Source organism: Halomonas sp. SIMBA_159, from assembly GCF_046536035.1.
Lineage (GTDB): Bacteria > Pseudomonadota > Gammaproteobacteria > Pseudomonadales > Halomonadaceae > Vreelandella > Vreelandella venusta_A.
This window is the reverse complement of the sequence record NZ_JAWJBT010001338.1, coordinates 1-244: the sequence shown is the minus strand read 5'-3', so window position 1 is coordinate 244 and position 244 is coordinate 1. Positions and strand designations below refer to the sequence as shown.

1 protein-coding gene is annotated in these 244 nt (G+C 49.2%); it reads right to left on the bottom strand.

The window, feature by feature from the left end:
* On the bottom strand, window positions 1-197 hold a 197-nt coding region (locus R0J87_RS23605; RefSeq protein WP_498889424.1), incomplete at its 3' end, for a phosphatidate cytidylyltransferase.
* Between the last annotated feature and the right edge of the window lie 47 nt (window positions 198-244).

Sequence of the window (244 nt, the reverse complement as noted above, 5' to 3'; positions counted from 1 at the left end):
AAAATAATGGCCGTAAGTATGACATATACCCCGCGCATAGCGTTGCTGGCAAGACCACACAAGCCACTCCATTCCCAGGCACCCAGTAAAAATGCCGCAGAAATAAACAATGCAAACCCGGCTAACGGCAAATAAAAAACCGCCATCAGTGCCAGAGGCGCCAGAATCAGCGCAGTGATTACCCGTTGTTTAAACAATATCGTTATCCTTTAGCTTGCAGCGCCAGTTGCCGGACTTGTTCCCC